At 71.3% G+C, this 16,278-nt stretch carries 13 protein-coding genes and 3 tRNA genes; 12 read left to right on the forward strand and 4 right to left on the reverse strand.

What is annotated here, in order from left to right:
• The 5 genes from ABH928_RS07840 (at nucleotide 1) to ABH928_RS07860 (ending at nucleotide 7,136) form a co-directional block, all read left to right on the forward strand.
• Entirely contained in the window at nucleotides 1–864 is an 864-nt protein-coding gene (locus ABH928_RS07840; protein WP_370063519.1) for a serine protease, read from the forward strand.
• Nucleotides 865–967: 103 nt separating this feature from the next.
• The gene (locus tag ABH928_RS07845; protein WP_370063521.1) at nucleotides 968–2,236 is read left to right on the forward strand and encodes a deoxyguanosinetriphosphate triphosphohydrolase; all 1,269 of its coding nucleotides are present in this window, start codon (nucleotides 968–970) and stop codon (nucleotides 2,234–2,236) included.
• Nucleotides 2,237–2,453: 217 nt separating this feature from the next.
• Complete coding sequence (locus tag ABH928_RS07850) at nucleotides 2,454–3,722, forward strand: NAD(P)/FAD-dependent oxidoreductase (protein WP_370063523.1); 1,269 nt, start codon at nucleotides 2,454–2,456, stop codon at nucleotides 3,720–3,722.
• 98 nt (nucleotides 3,723–3,820) lie between these two features.
• Nucleotides 3,821–5,740 (forward strand): DNA primase, encoded by a 1,920-nt coding sequence (gene dnaG / locus ABH928_RS07855; RefSeq protein WP_370063525.1) that lies wholly within the window; start codon nucleotides 3,821–3,823, stop codon nucleotides 5,738–5,740.
• Between the two features lie 292 nt (nucleotides 5,741–6,032).
• Nucleotides 6,033–7,136: an RNA polymerase sigma factor gene (locus tag ABH928_RS07860; protein ID WP_370063527.1), complete on the forward strand. Its 1,104-nt coding sequence runs from the start codon at nucleotides 6,033–6,035 to the stop codon at nucleotides 7,134–7,136.
• Nucleotides 7,137–7,142: 6 nt separating this feature from the next.
• Here ABH928_RS07860 and ABH928_RS07865 read toward each other — a convergent pair whose 3' ends face one another.
• Nucleotides 7,143–8,567 (reverse strand): FGGY family carbohydrate kinase, encoded by a 1,425-nt coding sequence (locus ABH928_RS07865; RefSeq protein WP_370063529.1) that lies wholly within the window; start codon nucleotides 8,565–8,567, stop codon nucleotides 7,143–7,145.
• 40 nt (nucleotides 8,568–8,607) lie between these two features.
• The gene (locus ABH928_RS07870; RefSeq protein ID WP_370063532.1) at nucleotides 8,608–8,901 is read right to left on the reverse strand and encodes a YtxH domain-containing protein; all 294 of its coding nucleotides are present in this window, start codon (nucleotides 8,899–8,901) and stop codon (nucleotides 8,608–8,610) included.
• Between the two features lie 263 nt (nucleotides 8,902–9,164).
• On the opposite strand from ABH928_RS07870, the gene ABH928_RS07875 reads away from it, so the two are divergent.
• The 4 genes from ABH928_RS07875 to ABH928_RS07890 all read left to right on the forward strand — a co-directional run bounded on the left by ABH928_RS07875 (nucleotide 9,165) and on the right by ABH928_RS07890 (nucleotide 10,893).
• Nucleotides 9,165–9,237, forward strand: a tRNA-Asn gene (locus ABH928_RS07875).
• A gap of 54 nt (nucleotides 9,238–9,291) precedes the next feature.
• A tRNA-Asn gene (locus ABH928_RS07880) sits at nucleotides 9,292–9,364 on the forward strand.
• A gap of 76 nt (nucleotides 9,365–9,440) precedes the next feature.
• Entirely contained in the window at nucleotides 9,441–10,040 is a 600-nt protein-coding gene (locus tag ABH928_RS07885; protein ID WP_370063534.1) for an HdeD family acid-resistance protein, read from the forward strand.
• A 133-nt stretch (nucleotides 10,041–10,173) separates the two neighbouring features.
• On the forward strand, nucleotides 10,174–10,893 hold the full coding sequence (locus ABH928_RS07890) for a dienelactone hydrolase family protein (protein WP_370063536.1): 720 nt from the start codon (nucleotides 10,174–10,176) through the stop codon (nucleotides 10,891–10,893).
• 175 nt (nucleotides 10,894–11,068) lie between these two features.
• Here ABH928_RS07890 and ABH928_RS07895 read toward each other — a convergent pair.
• Nucleotides 11,069–11,142, reverse strand: a tRNA-Ile gene (locus ABH928_RS07895).
• 148 nt (nucleotides 11,143–11,290) lie between these two features.
• Entirely contained in the window at nucleotides 11,291–11,740 is a 450-nt protein-coding gene (locus ABH928_RS07900; protein ID WP_370063538.1) for a MarR family winged helix-turn-helix transcriptional regulator, read from the reverse strand.
• 130 nt (nucleotides 11,741–11,870) lie between these two features.
• Between ABH928_RS07900 and ABH928_RS07905 the strand changes: the two genes are divergently transcribed.
• From ABH928_RS07905 to ABH928_RS07915, 3 genes are all read left to right on the forward strand, one after another.
• Nucleotides 11,871–12,890, forward strand: a complete 1,020-nt coding sequence (locus ABH928_RS07905) for an NADP-dependent oxidoreductase (protein ID WP_370063540.1) — start codon at nucleotides 11,871–11,873, stop codon at nucleotides 12,888–12,890.
• A gap of 278 nt (nucleotides 12,891–13,168) precedes the next feature.
• Nucleotides 13,169–13,663, forward strand: coding sequence for a DUF3145 domain-containing protein (locus tag ABH928_RS07910; protein WP_370063542.1), 495 nt, complete (start codon nucleotides 13,169–13,171; stop codon nucleotides 13,661–13,663).
• 261 nt (nucleotides 13,664–13,924) lie between these two features.
• Nucleotides 13,925–16,177 carry a protease pro-enzyme activation domain-containing protein gene (locus ABH928_RS07915; protein ID WP_370063544.1) on the forward strand — a complete coding sequence of 751 codons (2,253 nt, stop codon included), beginning with the start codon at nucleotides 13,925–13,927 and terminating at the stop codon, nucleotides 16,175–16,177.
• Nucleotides 16,178–16,278 lie beyond the last annotated feature (101 nt).

Consider the following 16,278-nt stretch of genomic DNA (forward strand, 5'->3'; position numbering starts at 1 on the left):
GTGGCGTGCTTCCTCGTGGTTCTGGTCCACGCGAGCACGGGTGCCGCCGGTGAGGCAGCCACCGAGCGCCGGGCCTCGGGACCGCTGGACGCATACAGCATGCCCCATCCGAAGGCGTCCGTACCGACAAGTCTCGCGGGGCCCCTGGCGACGCCGAACGGCCATGCGAGCGAGTTCGGGGGACTGCCCGCGGTCGGCGCGGTCTTCTCCGCCAGTGACACGTCGCTGTCCCACCACTTCTGCACGGCGAGCGTGGTCGACTCTCCCGGCGGCGACGTCATCGTCCTCGCTGCGCACTGCCTGAGCGACCCGGCCAACGGCTCGCCCACCCCCGGCCCGATCGCCTTCGTCCCCGGCTACCACGACGGCCAGCAGCCGTTCGGCGTGTGGTACTCCTCGGCGCTGCTGATCGACCCGCACTGGGCGGCCAACAGCGACCCGGACACGGACGTCGCCTTCGCCGTCGTCCACAAGAACGGTGACCCGAGCGCCCGGGTCGAGGACGAGGTCGGCGCCGAGAAGATCGCCTTCAACCAGCCGATGCCGGCGACGGTCGGGGTGGTCGGCTACCCGGCGGAGACGGACAAGCCGGTCTCCTGCCTCAACACGACCAAGATCTTCAGCCCCACCCAGGCGGAGTTCGACTGCACCGGCTTCACCGACGGGACGAGCGGTGGCCCGCTGCTCCGGGACATCGACCCGGTCTCCGGCCTGGGCACGGTCCTCGGCGTGATCGGCGGCTACCAGGAGGGCGGCGACACGGACGACGTGTCGTACGCGGCGTACTTCGGCGCCCCGGCCAAGGCGCTGTACCAGGCGGCGTCCGCAGCCGGAGCGGTGACGCCTTCGCCGTCGCGCTCCTGAGCCTTTTGCAGTGGGGGACGGCCTGGTGACCGAGCAGCCGCGCCGGAAGCGCCTGCTGCGAGCCTGACGCGAGCTGTCGGTCCGTCGGGTTACCGTGACGGGGATGGACGAAACCGCGCAGGTCACCAGCTACAGCCCCGCCGCGCAGGCGCGTTGGGTCGAGGAGCCGGACAAGCGTCCCGGCCGGACGGCCTTCCAGCGTGACCGCGCACGGGTGCTGCACTCCGCCGCGCTGCGGCGGCTGGCCGGGACGACGCAGGTGGTCGCGCCCCTGGAGAGCGACTTCCCGCGGACCAGGCTGACCCACTCGCTGGAGTGTGCCCAGGTCGGGCGGGAGTTGGGCGCGGCGCTGGGCTGTGACCCCGACCTGGTGGAGACGGCCTGTCTCTCCCACGACATCGGCCACCCGCCGTTCGGTCACAACGGCGAGGAGGCGCTGGACAAGGCGGCGCAGGTCTGCGGCGGCTTCGAGGGCAACGCGCAGAGCCTGCGCATCCTGACCCGCCTGGAGCCCAAGCGCTTCGTCCCGCACCCGGACGACCACGGCCGGACCACCAGCGTCGGCCTCAACCTGACCCGGGCCGCGCTGGACGCGGCCACCAAGTACCCGTGGGCGCGCGGCGAGCATGCCGAACTGCCGCACAAGTACGGCGTGTACCCGGACGACCTGCCGGTCTTCCGCTGGCTGCGCCAGGGCGCCCCGGCGGACCACCGCTGCTTCGAGGCGCAGGTGATGGACTGGGCCGACGACGTGGCCTACTCCGTCCACGACGTCGAGGACGGCCTGCACGCAGGCCATGTCCACCCGGCCGCGCTGGTGTCGACCGCCGAGCGCGCCGAGCTGTACAAGGTCGCGGCCCGCTACGCGCCCAACGCCGAGCCTGAGGAGTTCGCCGAGGCGCTGGACCGGCTGCGCGGCGAGGAGTGGTGGCCGCACAGCTACGACGGCTCCGCGCGGGACCGCGCCCGGATCAAGGACGCCACCAGCCAGCTGATCGGCCGGTTCTGTACCGCCGCCGAGACGGCCACCCGCGCCTCCTACGGCCCGGGCCCGCTGACGCGCTATCAGGCCGACCTGATCGTGCCGCGCTCGGTCAGGCTGGAGTGCGCGGTGCTCAAGGCGGTCGCCGACCGCTACGTCATGCAGCGCGACGACCAGGAGCTGTTGCGCCAGCGGCAGCGGGTGGTGATCGGCGAGCTGGCCGAGGCACTGGTCGCGATCGCGCCGCAGGGGCTGGACCCGGTCTTCCGCACGCTGTACGAGGAGGCCGAGGACGACGCCGGCCGGCTGCGGGCGGTCATCGACCAGATCGCCACGCTGACGGACGCGTCCGCGCTGGTCCGGCACCGGCTGCTGACCGGGCGTCAGTAGCCTCGGCAGGAGGATCCGAATTGACTCCCGCACGACGGACGGGTGACGCCCTCTTCACCTCCGGGTGCTCATGCGGGACTCTCGATGCCGAACACGGGAACTGCGCACACGGACCAGTGGCGCCGGGCACGGCACAGAGCGCCCGGCACAGAGCACACAGCTTCAGAGCACACAGCCGCAGAGCGAGTGAGTGATCCGACAGGCGGGAGAACGGAACATGGCGGACGCGCACGAGACGCACGTCATCGTCGGCGGAGGACTGGCCGGGGCCAAGGCCGCGGAGACGCTGCGGACGGAGGGCTTCTCCGGGCGGGTGATACTGCTCGGCGAGGAGCGTGAGCAGCCGTACGAGCGCCCCAACCTGTCCAAGAGCTACCTGACCGGGGCCTCGGAGCGGTCCGAGCTCTTCGTGCACGACTCCGCCTGGTACGCCGCGCACGAGGTCGAGCTGCACCTCGGCTCCGCCGTCGTGGGGCTGGACCGCCAGGCGCGCGAGGTGCAGCTGAGCGGCGACGGGGTGATCCGCTACGACCGGCTGCTGCTGACCACCGGTGCCGCGCCGCGAGTGCTGGACATCCCCGGCATCGACCTGGGCGGCGTCCACTTCCTGCGTCGCCTCGCCGACTCGGACCGGCTGCGGTCGACGCTTACGACGTTGGGGCGGGAGAACGGCACCCTGGTGATCGTCGGCGCGGGCTGGATCGGTCTCGAGGTGGCAGCGGCGGCCCGCGGCTACGGCGTCGAGGTCACCGTGATCGAGCCGCTGCCGACACCGCTCCACGCCGTCCTCGGTCCGGAGTTGGGCGAGTTCTTCGCCGAGTTGCACGAGGGGCGGGGCGTGAAGTTCCACTTCGGCGCCACGGTCACCGGCATCGAGGGCCGGGACGGCATGGTGCTGGCCGCCCACACCAGTGACGGTCAGGAGTACCCCGCGCACGCCGTGCTCGTCGCCGTCGGCGCGGCTCCCCAGACCGCGCTGGCCGAGCAGGCCGGGCTGGCCCTGGCGAGCCGCGAGGAGGGCGGCGGGATCGCGGTCGACGCGTCCCTGCGCAGCTCCGACGAGCGGATCTTCGCGGCCGGGGACGTGGCCGGGGCCTGGCATCCGCTCTTCCGTCGCAGGCTGCGCGTCGAGCACTGGGCCAACGCGCTGAACGGCGGCCCGGCAGCCGCCCGGTCCATGCTCGGACAGGAGGTCGTCTACGACCGCGTCCCCTACTTCTTCTCGGACCAGTACGACCTCGGCATGGAGTACTCCGGTTTCGTCGCGCCCGGCGACTACGAGCGGGTGGTGGTCCGCGGCGACGCGGGCAAGCGCGAGTTCATCGCGTTCTGGCAAAGCGCGGACGGCCGGGTGCTGGCGGGGATGAACGTCAACGTCTGGGACGTGACCGAGCCGATCCAGAACCTGGTCCGCTCGCAGCGCCCGGTCGACCCGGAACGGCTGGCCGACCCGGCGGTCCCGCTCGCCGAGCTGGCGGGGGAGTAGTCGGCAGGGGAGCAGTCGGCACGGGAGCGGTCGGCAGGGGAGCAGCCGCCGCAGCGGCGTGACCCTCGGGTGTCGTCGCACCCCCGTAGACTTCAGGCGTGGCCGGACGCATCAAGGACGAGGACGTGCAGGCGGTCAAGACCGCCCTGCGGATCGACGCCGTCGTCGGCGAGTACGTCCAGCTCGCCGGCGGCGGTGGCGGTCAGCTCAAGGGCCTCTGCCCGTTCCACGACGAGAAGTCCGCGTCCTTCTACGTCAACCCGGCCAAGGGCGTCTTCAACTGCTTCGGCTGCCAGGAGAGCGGCGACACCATCGGGTTCGTGATGAAGATCGAACACCTCTCCTTCGTGGAGACGGTGGAGCGGCTCGCGCCCCAGGTCGGCATCACGTTGCGGTACGAGGGCGGCTCCTACGTCCCCGGGCGTCAGCAGGGTGAGCGGACCCGGCTGCTGGAGATCAACAAGCTGGCCTCCGCCTGGTTCCAGGAGCAGCTGAACAGCCCCGAGGCCGAGATCGGCCGCCGCTTCCTCAAGGAGCGCGGCTTCGAGCGCGAGGCCGCCGCCCACTTCGGCGTCGGCTACGCGCCCGGTGGCTTCGAGAACCTGACCCGGCTGCTGCGCGGCAAGGGCTACACCGACCGCGAGCTGCTGCTCTCCGGCATCTGCTCGGAGGGCCGCCGCGGCCCGATGGACCGGTTCCGGGCCCGGCTGATCTGGCCGATCCGCGACCTGACCGGCGAGGTCGTCGGCTTCGGCGCGCGCCGCCTGCGCGAGGACGACAACGGCCCGAAGTACCTGAACACCCCGGAGACGCCGCTCTACAAGAAGTCCAACGTCCTCTACGGCATCGAGCTGGCCAAGAAGGAGATCGCCCGCTCCGGCCGGGCCGTGGTGGTCGAGGGCTACACCGATGTGATGGCCTGTCACCTGGCCGGGGTCCCCTCGGCCGTGGCCACCTGTGGCACCGCCTTCGGCGAGGACCACATCAAGATCCTGCGCCGGCTGCTGATGGACACCTCCGCCTGGAAGGGCGAGGTGGTCTTCACCTTCGACGGCGACGCCGCCGGCCAGAAGGCCGCGCTGCGCGCCTTCGAGGACGACCAGAAGTTCGCCGCCCGCACCTCGATCGCGGTCAGCCCCGGCGGGATGGACCCGTGCGAGCTGCGCCTGGCCGAGGGCGACGACGCGGTCCGCAACCTGATCGAACAACCGGTCCCGCTCTTCGAGTTCGCCATCAAGGCGGCCGTCGCCAGCCACAACCTGGACGCCGCGGAGGGCCGCGCTGCCGCGCTGGACCAGTCCGCGCCGATCGTGGCCCGGATCAAGGACCGCTCCATCCAGCACGAGTACGCGGTCCGGCTGGCCGGTCTGCTGGGCATCCTGGACGAGCAGTTCGTGGTCCGCCGCGTCGGCCAGCTGGCCCGGTGGGAGGCGTCGCGCCGCGAGTCCGGTGGCAACGCGCAGGGCGGCCCGCAGCGTCGGGGTGTCCAGCCCGCGCCCGTCCAGGCCGCGCCGCAGCGCCCGGCGTTCCGGCTGGACCCGCGCAACCCGGTGCAGTTCGTGGAGCGCGAACTGCTCAAGCTGGCCCTGCAGTTCCCCGCGCTGGTCGCCCCGGTGCTGGACCACTTCGGCGTCGACGAGTTCGCCACTCCGCCCTACAGGGCCGTGCGGGAGGCCGTCGTCGTGGGCGGCGGAGTCACCGTCGGCGCGCAGGCTCCCGACGTCTGGGTCGACGTGCTGCGCGAGGTCGCCCCGGACGACGCGGTGCGTGGGCTGATCACCGAGCTCGCCGTCGAGCCGGTGCGCACCCGTCGTGCGCCGGACGCGATCTACGCGGGCGAATTCCTGGTCAAGCTGCGGCTCCAGGCGGTGGCCCGTCGCGTCGCCGCCTGCCGCGGCCAGCTGCAACGCCTCGGCACCAACGGCGATCCGGAGCAGCTGGCGGCCGTCCAGGGCGAGCTGTGGGCACTCCAGCAGTACGAGGGCGCGCTGCGATCCCGTGGGGTCGCGGCACTCTGACGCCGCGTCGGCTGCGTGCCCGGAACCCGCGGCGCTTCACCCTGGGTGACCGCTTGGCCACAGAAACTCTGCGCACGGGTCTCTGCCCGGAGCCCCGGCCGGGAGCACACTGGTCCTGGTGCCCCACTATTCGCAGTCGCGGCCCGCCGACGACGGTGGTGCCGTGCCCCCGGCGTCCCGGACGGAGGGCGACGAGCCGCCCGACGTTCCGATGCCGCGTGTCCCGAACGCCGCCCCCGAGCAGGCGTCGGCCCCGCCTCCGGGGCCTCCTCCGACGCCGGAAGGGAAGGACGTGGACGTTGCCACGGCCCTCCATCCCACGACCGCGCCGCCCTCCGACCCGGTCCCGGTGACCGTTCCTGTTCCCCGCGCCCCTGTCATAGGGCCGGCCCCCGCACCCGTCCCGGCCACTCACGAGCCCACGGCCGAGCAGTTGCAGGCCGTCGAGGACGAGCCGGCCCCGGCACTGGACGACACCGGGGGCCCGTCGGCGGACCTCTTCCGCCAGTACCTGCGCGAGATCGGCCGGATCCCGCTGCTGACCGCGGCCGACGAGGTGGAGCTGGCCCGCAGGGTCGAGGCCGGGCTCTTCGCCGAGGAGTATCTGACGCTCCATCACGACACCGTCGACGTCCACGTCGCCGACGAACTCGACCAGCTGATCGTGCGCGGCCGGATGGCCAAGCGCCGCCTGATCGAGGCCAACCTGCGCCTGGTCGTCTCGGTGGCCAAACGCTACATCGGACGCGGCCTCACCATGCTGGACCTGGTCCAGGAGGGCAACCTGGGCCTGATCCGCGCGGTGGAGAAGTTCGACTACGCCCGCGGCTACAAGTTCTCGACGTACGCGACCTGGTGGATCCGCCAGGCGATGAGCCGCGCGCTCGCGGACCAGGCCCGCACGATCCGCGTCCCGGTCCACGTGGTCGAGCTGATCAACCGTGTGGTCCGGGTCCAGCGGAGACTCCTCCAGGAGAAGGGCTCCGAACCGAGCACGGCGGACGTCGCCGCGGTCCTGGAGCTGTCGCCGGAACGCGTCATCGAGGTCCTGCGCCTGGCCCAGGAACCGGTCTCCCTGCACGCCCCTGTCGGGGAGGAGGACGACGTCGCCCTGGGGGACCTCATCGAGGACGGGGACGCGGCGTCCCCGGTGGAGACAGCGGCGTTCATGCTCCTCCGCGAGCACTTGGAGGCGGTGCTCAGCACGCTCGGGGAGCGTGAACGCAAGGTGGTCCAACTCCGCTACGGCTTGGCGGACGGCCGTCCGCGCACGCTGGAGGAGATCGGTCGACTCTTCGGCGTGACGCGGGAACGGATCCGCCAGATCGAGTCCAAGACGCTGAACAAACTGCGCGACCACGCGTTCGCGGACCAGTTGCGGGGCTATCTCGACTGAGGGACGTCAGCGGTTCAGTTCGGGGTGCGTCTGCTTCAGCACGGCCTCGTACTGCGCCCGCACCGCCCCGCCCACCGCGGTCTCGTCGGACGGGTCCAGGACGGTCGCGGGCGCGGGGCGCTCCCAGGTGGGGGGTTCCGCGGTGCCCGCCAGGGCCCACGCGGCCTGGCGGGCAGCGCCGATCGCCGCGTACTCGGCCTGGGCCGGGACGACGACGGGGACGCCGAAGATGCCCGGCGCCGCGGCCTGGACCGCGGCCAGCCGGCCGGCCAGGCCGGTGAGGAAGACCCGGTGGACCGGGACCCCGGCCGTGCGCAGCACGTCCAGCGCGTCGGCGAGGCCGCACAGCATGCCTTCCACTGCCGCGCGGGCCAAGTGCTCCGGCTTCATCGAGTCGACCCGCAGCCCGGCCAGCGTCCCGGCGGCGTGCGGCAGCGGCGGGGTGCGCTCACCCTCCAGGAAGGGGAGCAGGACCAGACCGTAGGAGCCGGGGGTGGAGCGCAGCGCCAGCTCGCTGAGGCCCTGGAGGTCGGTGCCCAGCATCAATGCCGCCGCGCGCAGGACGCGGGCCGCGTTGAGCGTGACCACCTGGACGAGGAAGCGTCCGGTGCCGTCGGCGTAGGTGGCGACGGCGGGGTCCTGCAGGGCCTCGGTGTGCACGGCGTGGAGCGTGCCGTTGCTGCCGAGGGAGATCATCACGTCGCCCGGGCCGAGGTCGAGGCCGAGCGCGGTGGCCATGGTCGTGCCCGTGCCGGCCGAGATCAGCAGGCCCTCGGGGCTCTGACCGGCGGCCTCTGCGGGGCCGAGGACCTGCGGGAACTGGTGCAGTTCGTGGCCGAGCGCCAGCGCGGCCAGGTCCGGACGCCAACGCTCCTCGACGGTGGACCAGTAGCCCGTGCCGGAGGCGTCGCCGCGGTCGGTGGTGCGCCGGGCGGACTGGCCGAGGAGCTGCCAGACCAGCCAGTCGTGCGGGAGCAGCACCTCCGCGATCCGCTTGGCCGCGGCGGACTCGTTCTCCGCGAGCCAGCGGAGCTTGGCGACGGTCGACGAGGCAGGTGGGACGGCGCCGACCGCCTGGGCCCAGGCGGCGGGACCGCCGAGCTCGTCGACCAGGGCGAGGGCGGCGGTGGCCGGGCGCGGGTCGTTGCGCAGCATCGCGGGACGGACCAGCACGCCGCCCGCGTCCAGGCCGATCAGGCCCTGCTGCTGAGCGGAGACGCCGATGGCCGAGATGCCCTCCAGCAGACCGCCTTCGGCGGCGGCGCCGAGCGAGCGGAGCCACGCCTGGGGGTCGATCTCGGTGGGGGTGGAACCGGCGGGGACGCCGGGGTGCGGTGCACGGTTCTCCCGCAGCACCGCACCCGTGTCGGTGTCGCAGACCACGATCTTGGTGAACTGGGTGGAGCAGTCGATTCCCGCGGCGATGGCCATGTCGAGATCATGCCTCATCGGGTCGTCGCCACGCGGTAGTTCATGCCCTGCGAGTGTCCCAGTCGTCGAGCGTGGCGTTGTGGTTGTGCAGGTAGGGGATCCGGTCCGCCACCAGCGTGGGGATCCGGTCGCCGAACCGGTCCGCGACGGCCTGCCCGGCCTTGTTCGCCGCGTTGTTCGCGGCGAGCTTGGCGTTGCGCCCGGCGGTCTGGACCGCCTGCGTCTGGGAGAGGTCCCGCGCCGTCTTGCGCATCTGCTCGTAACGCTCCCGCCCCGCGCGGGTGCCCAGCACGTAGCCGACGGCCAACCCCGCGATGAAAGTGAGCTTGCGCATACCCTCCGCCCTCCTTGCAGCTGACTGCTGCGCTCTCCGGCCTGTGCCTGCGCCGGTCCCCATGGAGCCTAGGCGGGGGCGGTCGGGGCCGCCCGTTCGGCACGCCGCCGACGCCCGGCGAGAGCCCCGTCACAGGCGACTACCCGTGGTCAGCGGCCCTGAACCGCAATGGATTGGCGGAGCACCCCCCCACGTGCGCTAATGTATGACCCGCAGCAAGCGCAGCGGCCGGTCTCCGGGAGCGGCGCGGGCGCGACGAACGATCCCCCATAGCTCAATTGGCAGAGCAGCCGACTGTTAATCGGCAGGTTATTGGTTCGAGTCCAATTGGGGGAGCGCAACCACAGCGGTTTCCGCGGTGGTGCCGCGTTCAGCGGCATTGCATGGCAGTCCCCCATAGCTCAATTGGCAGAGCAGCCGACTGTTAATCGGCAGGTTATTGGTTCGAGTCCAATTGGGGGAGCCTCTCCTCTTCGACCGGCGCTCTGCCGGTTCGTCTCGCCGCGCGGAGCGCGGCGGTTGCTCGGACCATGGTCGGCATGGACCAATCTTCAGACCCCCTGTCGGGGGACATCCTCCCCGGGCCTTTGCAGCAGCTGGCCCGCATCGCGTGGCAGGCCGTGATGGTGCTGGGCGTGCTGACGCTGGCGCTGGGCATCGTCGTACTGGTCTGGCCCAAGGAGTCGCTGAGGGTCGTCGGCGTGATCTTCGGGCTCTATCTGCTGCTGGCCGGTGTGCTCCAGCTGATCGCGGCGTTCGGCACGCACGTCTCGACGGCACTGCGGGTGATGGCCTTCGTCAGCGGCGCGCTATCGATTCTGCTGGGACTCTTCTGTTTCCGCGGCGCGCTGGAGTCGATCCTGCTGCTGGCGCTCTGGATCGGCATCGGCTGGCTGTTCCGGGGGATCACCCACATCATGGCGGCGGCCTCCGACCCGTCCATGCCGGCCCGGGGCTGGCAGATCTTCATGGGCGTGCTGACCACGCTCGGCGGTGTGGTGGTGCTGGTCGCGCCGTTCGGGTCGATCGCGGTGCTGACCGCCTTCGCCGGAGCCTGGCTGCTGGTCATGGGTGTGATGGAGATCGTCACCGGCTTCCAGGTGCGCAGCAGGGCCAAGTCGATCCCGCACGGCGTGTGAGGCAGCACGGCATGTGAGGCGGCGGGGCTTGTGTGAGGCGGCAGCTGAGGCAGCGTCACCATCCCGGTACCGGGTGGGATCAGTACCCGGATAACCCCTGGGGGCCGCAGCTCCGGCGGCCTACTGTCGAACCATGGTCACCAAGCAACGCATCGACATCCCGGTCCCCGACGGTCCGCCGATGGGCGGTTACCTGGCCCGCCCGGACGGGCAGGGCGACCACCCCGGCGTCGTCGTCGCGATGGAGCTGTTCGGGGTGGACGCCCATGTCCGGGACGTCTGCGACGAGCTCGCGGCGCGTGGGTTCACCGCGCTGGCCCCGGACTTCTACCACCGGATCGAGCCCGGCGTGGAGTGCCCGCGCGACGAGGCCGGCCGGGCCCACGGGTTCGAGCTGCTGCCGCAGCTGACCCGCGACGGCGTGCTGACGGACGCCGGAGCGGCGCTGGACCACCTCCGTGCGCTCGGCGCGGAGCCGGTCGGCATGGTCGGGCTGAGCCTCGGCGGTCACCTCGCCTACCTCGCGGCGACCGGGCACGACATCCCGGTCACCGTGGTCTTCTACGGCGGCTGGCTGACCGGTACGGAGATCGCGGTGAGCCGGCCCGAGCCGACGCTCGCGCTGACGCCGAAGATCGCCGGTCGTCTGGTCTACATCGTCGGCGAGAACGACCACGTGGTCACCCCCGCGCACCGCGAGGAGATCGCTGCGGCGCTGGCCGGGGCTGGGGACCGTCACCGGTTCGTCGTCCAGCCGGGAGAGGGCCACAGCTTCCTCGGCAGTTCGCCGGAGGCGGCGGAGCAGGCGCTGGGGCTCGTCGAGTCGCTGTTCCGTCAGGAGCTCGACTCCTGACGGCGTGAAGGACGGCGGAGTGACAGGACGGCGGAGTAACAGGACGAATGGCAGGTACGCGCCCGTTCGGGTGAAAAAAGGCTCCCCGGTGCATGCACCGGGGAGCCTTTTCGCTAACGTACTGCCAGGTCAGCGCTTGCGCCTGACAGCGCTTCTCCTGGAGAAGCTGAAGAAGTGGGGCCGGTGGGACTCGAACCCACGACCAAGGGATTATGAGTCCCCTGCTCTAACCGGCTGAGCTACAGCCCCATCACCGCATCCGTGCCGCTGCCGTATGCCACCCTCGTGTGTGACTGTCGTACATCAGCACGAGCGGCCCTGTATTTGGGCCGCTCGCCGCAGCATAGCTGGTGAGACGCTGCCCGTGCGCGCGGGGTTCCATCCTTCAGGAGTGGGATCAGTCCTGACGCTGTGCCCCGGCCAGCATCCGCTGCAGCAGATCCCGGAGCTGGAGTCGCTCCTCGGGCGTGAGTGCGGCCAGCGGCTCGCGGGCGAAGTTGAGCGAGGCGCGGAGCTCGGCCGCGGCGGCGGCGCCGGGCTCGGTCACGGCGACGCGCTTGACCCGGCGGTCCTCCGGATCTGCCTGCCGCGCGACCAGTCCGCGGGCCTCCAGCCGGTCGACGATGCCGGTGATGTTGGACGGCTCGCAGCTGAGCGTCTGCGCGATCTGCCGCATCGGCATCGGCCCCCGGCGCAGCAGGGCCAGCACCTTGGCCTGGGCGCCCGTGAGCGAACGCGCGGAGGCGGCCTCCTCGTACTCCTTGTGGAAGACGCCCACCAGGGCGGCCATCAGGTCGACGACCTCGGGGGTCAGCGGGTCGGCCGGGATGCTCTCGTGGGGGTGCATGCCTCCAGGTTACCTGAAGGGTCTGAATATTTGACTTCCTTAACCTTTTGACCAAGCATTGCTTGAGATGGTCAATATTTCAGCTGTTCCAGCCGGTCCAGCTGTCCCCGCCGATGTGAAAGGCGTATCCATGGCCGAGCAGACCTTTCCCGCCGTCGCCCGCGAGTGGCAGCTGGCCGCCCGCCCCAAGGGCTGGCCGACGCCCGCCGACTTCGCCCTGGTGGAGGCCCCGGTCACCGCCCCCGCACCCGGCCGGATCCTGGTTCGCAACGAGTACCTCTCCGTCGACCCCTATATGCGCGGCCGGATGAACGACGTGAAGTCCTACGCCCCGCCGTTCCAGCTGGGCAAGGCCATGGACGGCGGCGCCGTCGGCCGGGTGGTGGCCTCGGCGGCCGAGGGCTTCGAAGTCGGCGACGCCGTCCTGCACGGCCTCGGCTGGCGAGAGTACGCCGACGTCCCGGCCGAGCACGCGGTCAAGGTCGACTCCAAGGCCGCGCCGATCGAGTCCTACCTCGGTGTGCTGGGCATGCCGGGCCTGACGGCCTACGCGGGACTGCTGCGGGTCGGCCACTTCAAGGAGGGCGACGCGGTCTTCGTCTCCGGCGCGGCCGGCGCGGTCGGCAGCATCGTCGGCCAGGTGGCGCGGCTCCGTGGCGCCTCGCGTGTGGTCGGCAGCGCGGGCTCGGACGAGAAGGTGCGCCGCCTCGTCGAGGACTTCGGCTTCGACGCCGCCTTCAACTACAAGAACGGCCCGGTTGCCGAGCAGCTGGCGGAGGTCGCTCCGGAGGGCATCGACGTCTACTTCGACAACGTCGGCGGCGAGCACCTGGAGGCCGCGATCGGCGCGCTCCACGTCCACGGCCGGGCCGTGCTGTGCGGGGCGATCGCGCAGTACAACGACACCACTCCGCCGGCGGCGCCGCGCAACCTCGTGCAGACGATCGGCAAGCGGCTGAGCCTCACCGGCATGCTGGTCGGCGACCACGCCGACCTCCAGCCCGAGTTCGTCGCCGAGGTCGGTGGCTGGCTCCGTGAGGGCCGCCTGCGCTTCGACGAGACGGTGGTCGAGGGCTTCGACCACGCGGTGGACGCGTTCCTCGGCCTGCTGCGCGGGGAGAACACCGGGAAGATGTTGGTGCGCATCTGACGTTCCCAGAGTGAGCGTGACGAGATCATCTGATGATCCGTCACCCTCCGTGCGACCACTCGGGCGGGATACGCGTGCCGTCCGGGTGGTTCCGCTGGACTGCGGCCCGCAGGGCATGCTTCGGCGGTACCGTCTCTATCTGGTCCCGTGTTTGCAGCCACCCGATATCTGGGTACTCGTCAGGCCAGAAACGGATCAAGCGGAACAACCGGACATTCCGGCAGGACGTGGCACGAGACCGCTGGGGAAGGCGCCCCTCGCACCACATTGGAGGTCCGGTGACGACACGTGGAGTTCTCTATCTGCACTCCGCGCCGCGCGCACTCTGCCCGCACGTCGAGTGGGCCGTGGCGGGTGTGCTCGGGCAGCGGGTGGGGTTGGACTGGATCAGGCAGCCCGCCGCGCCCGGTACCTGGCGTGCCGAGTTCTCCTGGCAGGGCGAGCCCGACACCGCCTCCCGGCTGGCGTCCGCGCTGCGCGGCTGGCACCTGCTGCGGTTCGAGGTGACCGCCGAGCCGATCACGGGGGCCGAGGGTGAACGGTTCAGCAGCACGCCGGACCTGGGCATCTTCCATGCCGTCATCGGCGTGCACGGCGACATCATGATCCCCGAGGACCGGCTCCGCGCCGCGCTGCTGCGGGCCCGGCTGGGGGAGAGCGAGCTGGAGCCGGAGATCTCCCGGCTGCTGGGCAGGCCCTGGGACGACGAGCTGGAACCGTTCCGTCATGCGGGTGAGGGCGCCCCGGTGCGCTGGCTGCACCAGGTGGTGTGAAGCTGACGGCGTGGAGCTGACGTGGTGAAGCTGGCGGTCTGACAGGTGTCGCGCTACGGGCGTAGCGTCGCCGTGTCCGAAAAATCCAGCCGGTCGGGGGCCCCCGGGTGGGGGGAGTGCGACCGTCGGGCTGCGCCGTGCAACTGCGCGTGATCCCACGCGCGTCATGGTCGGTCGAATGTCTGGGTATGCCCTGGATGTCGCAGGCCCTTGGCGCGGGCTGACCTCGAAACTGTCCGGAATCCGGTCCGTCGTGCGCTTTTGTCGGACGGTCAGTCCACCATTCGTCGGCCGGTCGCCGAATCCTCATCTGCACCCCCTTGTCGTGGTGTCATTCCGCGAATCTCCCCTGCCTGGACTCTTGCGTCCCAAAACGCGGCCCGTGTAGACAACCTCACGGAGTCGTGTCGAACATGTGCGCCTCCATCGATTCCTCTGACGGACCTTCACCCTGGAGTCGTCATCACCCAGAACCAGAGCTCCCGTGCCAGCCGCGCCCGGATAGCCACCATCGCAGCCGCCTCCCTGGCGCTGGCCTCCGGCTCGCTGGCTCTGGCCGCGCCGTCGCAGGCTCAGGCGCCGCGCCCGGCCGCCAAGGCCATCGCCGGCAGCCACCCGCAGTGGGCCACCGGCAAGGCCGACCGCGGCGCCGAGGCGGCGTCCGCCCAGTTCACCGGCACGGTCTACCTGCAGGGCCAGGACCCGGCCGGAGCGGCCGCCTACGCCGCGGCCGTGTCCAACCAGAACGACCCGAACTACCGTCACTTCCTCAGCCCGGACGCGTTCCGTGCCCGCTTCGGCGTCACCGACGCCCAGCTGGGCGCGGTCCAGTCGTGGCTGAAGGGGTCGGGGCTGACCGTGCTGAGCACCACCCAGCACGAGGTCACCTTCCGCGGTGACAACGCCGCCGTCACCAAGGCGTTCGGCACCTCCGTGCACAGCTACGCCGTCGCCGGACAGAGCGTCCACGCGCCGGCGGCCGGGCTGACCGTCCCGGCAGCGGTGGCGAACACGGTCCTCGGTGTCGCCGGGCTCAGCTCCGAGCTGGGCACGGTCGCCAAGCCGCAGTCGGTCAAGGTCAGCGACTCGGTCGCGGGCACCGGCAGCAAGCCGGGCGACGGTCTGCCGACCGTCTCGACCTGCTCCGACTACTGGGGCCAGAAGACGGCCACCGGTGCTCCGGCCGGCTACGTCAAGGGCGCGGTCCCGTTCGACCAGTGCTCCTTCCAGCCGAGCCAGCTGCGCAAGGCCTACGGCATCACCGCCTCCGGCCTGACCGGCAAGGGCGCCACCGTGGCCATCGTCGACGCCTACGCGTCCTCGACGATGCTGCAGGACGCGAACACCTTCTCGGCCGCGCACGGCGACAAGCCGTTCAAGTCCGGCCAGTACACCGAGGTGGTCACCCCCTCGCAGTGGAACTCGCAGGCCGCCTGCGGCGGTCCGGCCGGATGGCAGGGCGAGGAGTCGCTGGACGTCGAGATGGTCCACGGCCTGGCCCCCGACGCCAAGGTCGTCTACGTCGGCGCGAACTCCTGCAACGACAACGACCTGATCGCGGCTCTGAGCAACATCGTCGACAACCACCTGGCGGATGTCGTCTCCAACTCCTGGAGCGAGATCATGCACACCACCGACCAGGGCGACATGACGCAGGCCACCATCCAGGCCTACGAGCAGGTCTTCGAGCAGGGCGCGATCGAGGGCATGGGCTTTGACTTCTCCGCGGGCGACTGCGGCGACCAGTCGCCCACCGCCGCCGCGACCGGGGTCAACTGCCAGACCGACACGCCTCGTGCGCAGGTCGGCTTCCCGTCCTCGGACCCGTGGGTCACCGACGTCGGCGGCACCGCCCTCGGCCTGGCCAGCAAGAGCGGCAAGTACGGCTTCGAGACCTCGATGGGCACCCTGCGCTCGGCGCTCTCGGCCGACGGCACCTCGTGGACGCCGCTCCCGGGCGCGTTCTACTTCGGCGGTGGCGGCGGCACCAGCGAGGATTTCGCCCAGCCGTGGTACCAGCGCGGCACCGTCCCCAACTCGCTGTCGCACACGCTGATGACCGGCGCCCACAGCGCCACCGCGCAGCGCGTCACCCCGGACGTCGCCATGAACGGTGACCTGTACACCTCCGTCCTGGTCGGCATGACCTCCGGCGGAACGTACAGTGAGGGCGGCTACGGCGGCACCAGCGTCTCGGCGCCGGAGTTCTCCGCGGTCCAGGCGGACGCGATCCAGGCCCAGGGCGGCGCGATCGGCTTCGCCAACCCGGAGATCTACGCCCGGTCGAGCATGGGCCTCTTCCGTGACGTGGTGAACCGCGCGGCCGCGGAGCACAAGGCTCCGCTGAGCAACGTGGTCGACTTCGGCATGATCGGCGGCTCGCTGAAGGTCCGTCTGGTCGCCTTCGGTGAGGACACCAGCCTGCAGGCCACCCGCGGCTACGACGACGCCACCGGCGTCGGCTCGCCGACCCAGGCCTACCTGGACTCGTTCCTCTGGGGCCGGATGCGCTGACGCATCAACACAGCTGATGTATGAACACAGCTGACGTGTGAACACGGCTGAGGGGCGTGGGGACCTGGTCCCCACGCCCCTCAGTGCGTGCCTGTGGAACG

The sequence above is a fragment of the Streptacidiphilus sp. MAP5-3 genome (assembly GCF_041262505.1).
In the GTDB taxonomy this organism is placed as follows: domain Bacteria; phylum Actinomycetota; class Actinomycetes; order Streptomycetales; family Streptomycetaceae; genus Streptacidiphilus.